The sequence below is a fragment of the Faecousia intestinalis genome (genome assembly GCF_040096185.1).
GTDB lineage: Bacteria > Bacillota > Clostridia > Oscillospirales > Oscillospiraceae > JAZOXB01.
Genome location: NZ_JBBMFF010000153.1, coordinates 1 through 1,309, shown reverse-complemented (window position 1 = coordinate 1,309; position 1,309 = coordinate 1). Strand labels below are relative to the sequence as shown.

The 1,309-nt window shown below is 66.2% G+C and carries 1 protein-coding gene; it reads right to left on the bottom strand.

Translation table 11 applies throughout. From position 1 onward, the window contains the following. Positions 1–55: 55 nt before the first annotated feature. Positions 56–913, bottom strand: a complete 858-nt coding sequence (gene rsmA / locus WMO66_RS03925) for a 16S rRNA (adenine(1518)-N(6)/adenine(1519)-N(6))-dimethyltransferase RsmA (protein ID WP_349135079.1) — start codon at positions 911–913, stop codon at positions 56–58. Positions 914–1,309 lie beyond the last annotated feature (396 nt).

Sequence of the window (1,309 nt, the reverse complement as noted above, 5' to 3'; positions counted from 1 at the left end):
GGCAGCATTGCGCCGGGAGGGGCATGCCGCTCCCCTACAACGCACGACTGGAACCCTACAGCCTTTCCCCGATGGCATTGGACAGGGCGGCGAAGCCCTCGAGGCCGAGCGTTTCGCCGCGGACATTGGCAGGCAGACCGCATGCGGCCAGCACGTCGGTCAGCTCCGCCTTTGTCAGCTGCGGGAAGCCGGAGGCCAGCCCGTTGACGAGCGTCTTGCGGCGCTGGGCAAAGCTGGCGCGCACCGTGCGGAAGAACAGCACCTCGTCGCGGATGTCCGCGGGCGCGGGCCGCGTGCGCAGGCAGACGACGGCGCTCGTCACCTTCGGCTGCGGGATGAAGCACGAGGCCGGGATGTCAAACAGCAGCTCCGGCGCGGCGTGGTACTGGCAGAGGATGGAGAACGCGGAGTAGTCCGCCGTTCCGGGCGCGGCGCAGATGCGGCGCGCGACCTCCTTCTGCACCATGACGGTCACGGCGGAGAAGCAGCGGCTCTCCAGCAGGCGCGTCAGGACCGGAGACGTGATATAATACGGCAGGTTGGCACAGGCGGCGGGCGTCAGGCCGGGGAATTCCGCCTGCACAAGGGCCGGTAGGTCCATTTTCATGGCGTCGGCAAAGTGGATGGTGAGGTTGTCGAACTCGCCCACGGTCTCCGCCAGCACGGGGCGGAGCGTCGTGTCCAGCTCGATGGCCGTCACACGCCCGGCACGGAGGCACAGCTCCTGCGTCAGCGGGCCGAAGCCGGGGCCGATCTCCAGCACGCCGGTTGAGCGGTCAATGCCGGCCTCCTGCGCGATGCGCTGCGGCACCCACCGCTGCGTCAGGAAATTCTGTCCCTTCGCCTTGGAAAAATGAAATCCGTATTTTTCAAGCAGCGCGCGGATCACGCGCGGATCGCACACATCCAGCATGGCAAACGCCCCCTTTTCCTGCCCATTGTAGCAGAACCGCCGCCGGTTTGCAACTGCGAATCCATGGGCGGCGTCAGGCAGGGACGGGCGTGTGCAGGGGGAAAATGGAAAGTGGGAAGTTATGCCAGATCGCCGGTCGTGCATTGTGGGGGAGCGGACAGCCGGGTCCGGCTGCGCACTTCCGACCCGTACCGGCTATCGTTAAAATTGCACGCACCAATTGCGTCTGTAGCGGCGGTCACTGCGCAGCCGTTGGCGGCTTTGCCGCCTTACGGATGCGGCGTGCCCTTTACGGGTAGTGACCGCCTTGTGGAGGACAATTCAACGGCAGAAGAGCGCTGGTGTACCGCTGCACCCGCCTGACGTGCCATTGCGAGGCCCCGAAGGGGCCGTGGC